General features: G+C 71.4%; 6 protein-coding genes. All 6 read right to left on the reverse strand.

The features are described from left to right. Positions 1 to 194 precede the first annotated feature (194 nt). Positions 195 to 560 carry an ATP-binding protein gene (locus GT042_RS31215; RefSeq protein ID WP_237531380.1) on the reverse strand — a complete coding sequence of 122 codons (366 nt, stop codon included), beginning with the start codon at positions 558 to 560 and terminating at the stop codon, positions 195 to 197. Positions 561 to 762: 202 nt separating this feature from the next. Then, complete coding sequence (locus GT042_RS31220; RefSeq protein WP_202534279.1) at positions 763 to 1,167, reverse strand: response regulator transcription factor; 405 nt, start codon at positions 1,165 to 1,167, stop codon at positions 763 to 765. Next, positions 1,164 to 2,396 carry a sensor histidine kinase gene (locus tag GT042_RS39975; RefSeq protein WP_202534280.1) on the reverse strand — a complete coding sequence of 411 codons (1,233 nt, stop codon included), beginning with the start codon at positions 2,394 to 2,396 and terminating at the stop codon, positions 1,164 to 1,166. The genes GT042_RS31220 and GT042_RS39975 overlap by 4 nt, the downstream gene beginning before the upstream one ends. Continuing rightward, a complete protein-coding gene (locus GT042_RS31230; protein ID WP_161312052.1) occupies positions 2,393 to 3,043 on the reverse strand; it encodes a response regulator transcription factor in 651 nt (216 codons plus the stop codon). Before GT042_RS31230 ends, GT042_RS39975 begins: the two co-directional genes overlap by 4 nt. Positions 3,044 to 3,114: 71 nt before the next feature. Then, positions 3,115 to 3,453 (reverse strand): STAS domain-containing protein, encoded by a 339-nt coding sequence (locus tag GT042_RS31235; RefSeq protein WP_345943987.1) that lies wholly within the window; start codon positions 3,451 to 3,453, stop codon positions 3,115 to 3,117. A gap of 191 nt (positions 3,454 to 3,644) precedes the next feature. Then, positions 3,645 to 5,897: a transketolase gene (gene tkt / locus GT042_RS31240; protein ID WP_161312053.1), complete on the reverse strand. Its 2,253-nt coding sequence runs from the start codon at positions 5,895 to 5,897 to the stop codon at positions 3,645 to 3,647. Positions 5,898 to 6,232: the final 335 nt, after the last annotated feature.

The raw sequence follows: 6,232 nt of genomic DNA on the forward strand, positions 1-6,232 counted from the left end.
CGCCCACCACAGCGCGGTGTGTTCGGCCGCGTCCTGCGCCGCCGGCAGGACCGTCCGTATCCACGGGTGGTCCCATGCCGCGATCCGCCGGGTCAGCCGGTGGTCGTGCCGTCGCAGCACGGCGAGGATCCTGCTCATGTCCGTGTCCCTCCCCGCGATGAGATGCCTGCCTGGACCCGTCGCGCCTTCGCGGGTCAGTGGAGTCCGTCCGTCAGGGCGAGACGGACCTTGATCCGCTTGCCGACGGGTTCGCGCCGGACGTCGAATCCCTCACACAGCGCCAGCACTATTTCGATGCCGTGCTGCCCGATACGGCCCGGCTCGGCCGCCCGCGCGATCGGCAGGGCGGACGCGCTGTCCCATACGGTGATCTCGAAGGCGTCGGGCAGCAGCTGGAGGTCCAGCAGACACGGGCCCGGCGCGTACTTGCGGGCGTTGGTGACCAGTTCGCTCACCACCAGCTGGGTGTCACCGAGCAGCCGCGACGACACCGGGACGCCGTACTCGTCCTGTATCTCGGTCAGGAACTCGCGGGTGAAGCGGCGTGCCTCCGCGATCATTCCGGGCTCTCCCTCGAAGGCAGCACCGCGCCGGGGCGCCCGCGTCACAGCTCTGTGGCCGTCTGTTGTTTCGTGAACCCCGCGCATGTGATCTCCCCCTGGGCCGACCGGTCCGTACCGGCGCGTCGCTGTGATCTCCTGGCCCTGTACCCCCGATCGGCCGTGCCAGTCGGTCACGCGGTCCTCGGGTCCCGGACGCCGTTCAACGAACGTCGTCGGAGACCTGTCCCACCCGGCGCAGCGCGCCCAGGAACTCACGGTTGGTGACACCTTTGACGACGTACGCGGAGACTCCCGCGCGCATCATTCCCTCGACCGAGCTCTTGTCGCTGTACGCGGAGAACGCCACCACGCGGCTGTCCGGCGAGCACCGGGCGATCTCCCGGGCGACGTTCGGACCGCCGCCGGGGAAGCGGACATCCAGGACGACGAGGTCCGGTTCATGACGGAGGGCGAGCCGGACCGCCCCTTCCGCGTCCGACGCCGTGCCCACGACGTGCAGATCGGGCTGCGCGTCCACGACCTCGCGCAGGATGTCCAGCAGCATGTCGTTGTCGTCGCAGAGGAGCACGCTCAGCGGACTCCCGGCGGGGCGGACCGCTGTCACCGTGGCCCATCCGCACGTTCAGCAGAGTCCGCAGCTTCAGGGGAGTAAGCAGGGTCCGTGGGGTCCGGGGGGTCCGCAGAGTACGTGGGGCCAGCAGGATCGTCAGGCTCCGGCGACTCCGTAGGATCAGCCGCTTCCGCCGACTCCACCGCCACCTCAGCGGCCGGCGGGCTCGGCACCCAGAACTCCACCGTCGTCCCGACCCCCGGTTCGCTGCCCATCGACCACCACCCCCCGGCCGTCTCCGCCCTCTCCCGCATCTCGATGATCCCGAAATGATCGCGGCCGGCGTCCCGCGCCATGGGCTCCCCGTTGCCGTTGTCGGCGACCCGGGTCAGGATGCCCCCGCCGGACGACTCGACCCGGACGGAGATGCTGCTCGCGTCCGCGTGTTTGTACACGTTCAGCAGTGCCTCCTGGGCGATACGGAAGACGGTGACGGCCGTCTCGGGCCCGGGCTCCCGGTCGAGCCGGTGCTCGAACGAGGGAGTCATCTTCCAGGCGCTCGTCACTTCGGTCAGGTGGTTGGAGAGCGCTTCGACCAGCCCACTGCGGTCGATCCCCGGCGGATGCAGACGGAAGGTCAGGTTACGGAGCCGGCTGATCGCTCCCCGTACCGACCGGTCGAGACGTTCCAGCTCCGGCGCGTACGCCTCCGGCACCCGCTCCGTCAGCAACTGGAGCCGCATGCCCACGGCCACCATGGCCTGGATGGAGTCGTCGTGCACGTCCCACGCGATACGGCGGCGTTCCGTCTCCTGGGCCTGGACGAGGTGGTCGAACAACCGCCGCCGTTCGCTGAGCGCGTTCTGCGCGGCCCGCCGTTCCGACATGTCGCGGGTCACCTTGCCGAAACCGGCCAGCCGGCCCTTGTCGTCCCACAACGCGGTGATGACCACGTTCGCCCAGAACCGGGAGCCGTCCTTACGGATGCGCCAGCCCTCGTCCTCGAGCCTGCCGTCGGCGACGGCGGTCTCCAGCTCCCACTGCGGCTTGCCCGCCACCTTGTCCTCGGTCGGGTAGAAGACCGAGAAGTGGTTCCCCACGATCTCCGCGGCGGAGTATCCCTTGATCCGCTCCGCCCCCGCGTTCCAGCTGATCACATAGCCCTGGGGATCGAGCATGAAGATGCCGTAGTCGAGCACCCCTTGCACGAGCAGTGTGAACGCGGCGTCCGCCAGCGGAGCCGCCGGCTTCCGGGGCAGCTCCGGCGGCGGATGCGGGGTCACGTGAGGAGCCCTTCGCGGCGCGCGATCGTGACGGCCTCCAGCTGGGACCGCGCCCCCAGCTTCTCCAGGACGCGCTGGACGTGATTGCGCCCCGTGTTCAGAGCGACCCCCAGCCGGGCGCTGATGTCGGAGGTCGTGAACCCCTCGCCCAGCAGGGCGAGAGTCTCCCGCTCGCGCGGGGTGAGGGTGGCGCCGAGCACCGGCGTCCTGCCGCTCAACTGCCCCAGTACGGTGCCCAGCAGCTCCTGGCTGAACACCACCTCGCCGGACGCCACGCGCCGTACCGCGTCCTCCAGCTCGCCCAGCCCGCTGCTCTTCAGCACCAGGCCGGCCCCGCCCGCCTCCGCCACCCGGGCCGCCACCGACGCACTGCCCTCGCCCGTCAGCACGAGGATCCGTACGCCCGGAACGAGCGCCTCCAGACCGGCGATGGCCGAGATGCCGTCGCCGTCCGGCAGCCGCCGGTCCAGCAGGACGACATCCGGCTGGTGCCGCTCGGCATCGGCCAGCGCCGCCGCCAGCGACGCGGAACGCCCCACGATCTCCAGACCGGGGGAGCGCTCCAGGGCCAGCCCTATCGCCTCGGCCACCATGTCGTGGTCCTCCACCAGCAGGACACGGACCGGTCGGCCGGGCGCTGCGGGCATGGGAGTGTCCTTGCTGAGGGAGGGCCGTGCGATCAGGACAGAGCGGGGCGCGCCCCGGCGGCCGGCGGTTCTCATTCGCTGCGGACCAGGATCGAGTCCGCCCCTACGCGCCCCTCGGCCAGGATGCCGTCGGCCCCGATCAGGGAGATCAGCCGCGCCAACTGCGCGCCGATGCCCGCCACGACGAGATCCGCGCCGGCCAGCAGGACGCACAGCCGCGTTTCCAGCAGGACGCTGAGCCCGGAGCAGTCGCAGAAACTGACCCCGCTCAGATCGAGACGCAGGCTCGTCGGCCGCTCCGCCATGCAGGCCGCCACCGCTTCCCGTACCTCAGGGGCGGTGGTGTGATCGAGCTCGCCGACGAGGGTGACGCGTGCGTCACCCGCTCGCGTGGCCGCATGCGAAGCCACGAAGCCCGTCACCTGTCGCATCATGACCTCTGCTTAGTGCGTGGACACCAGTTGCGCACTAGTGAATCTGCACTAGATGGAGAAGTCAACCGCGTGCCGACTCCCGCCCTGGGCCAATTCCCGGCGGCTCAGGGCGGGAGACGGTACCGACTGCGGTAGCCGGCCTCCGGATGAGGACGGATGAGGACGGATCAGGACGCCAGGTCGCCGGTGCTTCCCTCGGACGGCGCGGCCGTCCGCTGATGTCCCCCAGGGTACGGCGGCTCCGCCGCGTCCCGGATGCTGGCGTGCGCGGCGGCGGCGACCGCCTCGGGGGTGATGCCGAACTCGCTGTACAGGCGCTCGTAGTCGGCCGACGCCCCGTAGTGCTCCAGGCTGACGATACGACCGGCATCGCCGACCACGTCCCGCCAGCCCTGCCCCACCGCGGCCTCGACACTCACGCGGGCCCGCACGGCCGGCGGCAGCACCTCGTCCTGGTACGCGACGGGCTGGGCGGCGAACCACTCCCGGCACGGCATGGACACGACCCGTACGGACAGCCCTTCCCGGTGCAGCAGCGTCCGCGCGTCCAGAGCGATCTGCACCTCGGATCCGGTCGCGACCAGGATGACGTCGGGCACCTCCCCGGACGCGTGCGCCAGGACGTAGCCGCCACGGGCCGCGCCCTCCGCCGGGGCGTAGGGGCCGCCCTCCCCGGTCGCCGGCGCGTCGCCGTCCGAGGCCCTGTCGACGACGGGGAGGTTCTGGCGGGTCAGGACGAGCCCGGCGGGCCGGTCCGTGTGCTCCAGGATCGTCCGCCAGCACACGGTGGTCTCGTTGGCGTCCCCGGGCCGTACGACATCCAGGCCGGGGATGGCGCGCAGCGCGGCCAGATGCTCGACGGGCTGGTGGGTGGGGCCGTCCTCGCCGAGCCCGATGGAGTCGTGGGTCCACACGTAGGTGGCGGGCAGCTGCATCAGCGCCGCGAGCCGGACCGCCGGCCGCATGTAGTCACTGAACGTCAGGAACGTGCCACCGTACGGCCTGGTCAGGCTCTGGAGCGCGATGCCGTTGAGGATCGAGCCCATGGCGTGCTCGCGGATGCCGAAGTGCAACGTCCGCCCGTAGGGGCCGCCGGGGAACTCCTCGGTCTGCCGCTCGGAGGGCACGAACGACGGTTCGCCCTCCATCGTGGTGTTGTTGCTGCCCGCCAGGTCGGCGGAACCGCCCCACAGTTCGGGCAGCACCGGGGCGAGCGCGGTGAGGATCTCCCCGGACGCCTTGCGGGTGGCCATGCCCTTGGCGTCGGCGGGGAACTCGGGCAGCGCCCGCTTCCAGCCGTCGGGCAGCCGCTGGGCCCGCAGCCGGTCCAGCAGCGCGGCACGCTCCGGGTCGGCCTCGCGCCACGCGTCGTAGCCGGACTGCCAGGCGGCGTGCTGCTCCCGGCCCCGCTCGCCCACCGCCCGGGCCCTGGCCAGGACGTCGTCCTCGACGGCGAACGTACGGTCGGGGTCGAAGCCGAGGAGGGACTTGGTCGCGGCGACCTCCTCGTCGCCGAGCGCGGAGCCGTGCGCCTTGCCGGTGTTGCGCTTGGTGGGCGCGGGCCAGCCGATGATCGTACGCAGCAGGATGAACGAGGGCCGGGAGGTCTCCGCCTTGGCGGCCTCCACGGCGGCCAGCAGCGCGTCGACGTCCTCCACGTAGTTGCCCGTACGGGTCCAGTCCACCGTCTGTACGTGCCAGCCGTAGGACGCGTACCGCGCGGCCGTGTCCTCGCTGAAGGAGATGTCGGTGTCGTCCTCGATGGAGATGTGGTTCGAGTCGTAGACGACGACCAGGTTGCCCAGCTCCTGGTGGCCGGCGAGGGACGCGGCCTCGGAGGTGACGCCCTCCATCATGTCGCCGTCGGACGCGATCACGTAGACGTGATGGTCGAACGGGCTGCTGCCGGGGGCCGCGTCCGGGTCCAGCAGACCCCGTTCCCGCCGGGCCGCCATGGCCATCCCGACCGCGCTCGCGAAGCCCTGGCCCAGCGGGCCCGTGGTGATCTCGACGCCCCGCGTGTGCCGGTACTCCGGGTGGCCGGGCGTCGCGGAGCCCCACGTCCGCAGCTGACGCAGGTCTTCCAGTTCGAGCCCGTAACCGGCCAGGTACAGCTGGATGTAGAGGGTCAGGCTCGAATGCCCGCACGACAGGACGAAGCGGTCCCGGCCCAGCCACTGGTCGTCGGCCGGGTCGTGCCGCATCACGTTCTGGAACAGCAGGTACGCGAGGGGCGCCAGGCTCATCGCGGTGCCGGGGTGGCCGTTGCCGACCTTCTGGACCGCGTCGGCCGCCAGCACCCGTACGGTGTCCACGGCCCGTACGTCCACGGTGTCCCACCCGGCCCGCTCGGCCACGGGCAGGGCCAGTTCGGGGGCGCGGCCCGCCGGGCCGTGTGACTGGGATCGCTCATTCGCCATGCCGTGCTCTCCTTGAATGCAGCTCCGTGCGAAATGGACACCGGGACGTCCGCCCGGTTCCTTGATGCGGTCGCACCCCAGCGCGGCGCGCACGTCGGGGAACCACTCCTGCTCCTTTTGCTCGCCATGATGGCGGACAATTCCTTCTGTAACGGTCATTTTGCCGTTGAATCGCTCATCAACCGTGTCTACGGCTGCGCGCTCTCCGGTGGGGTGCCGGCCTCCGGGGGCTCGCTCGCGGTGGCCGTCGCCTCGGGGGGCGCGGTGGCGCTGGGCGGGGGAGTGCCGGACGGGGTGGGCTCCGGCGACGACGGACGCGCGGTGGGCGCAGGCGG

Source organism: Streptomyces sp. SID3212, from assembly GCF_009865405.1.
Classification (GTDB): Bacteria; Actinomycetota; Actinomycetes; order Streptomycetales; family Streptomycetaceae; genus Streptomyces.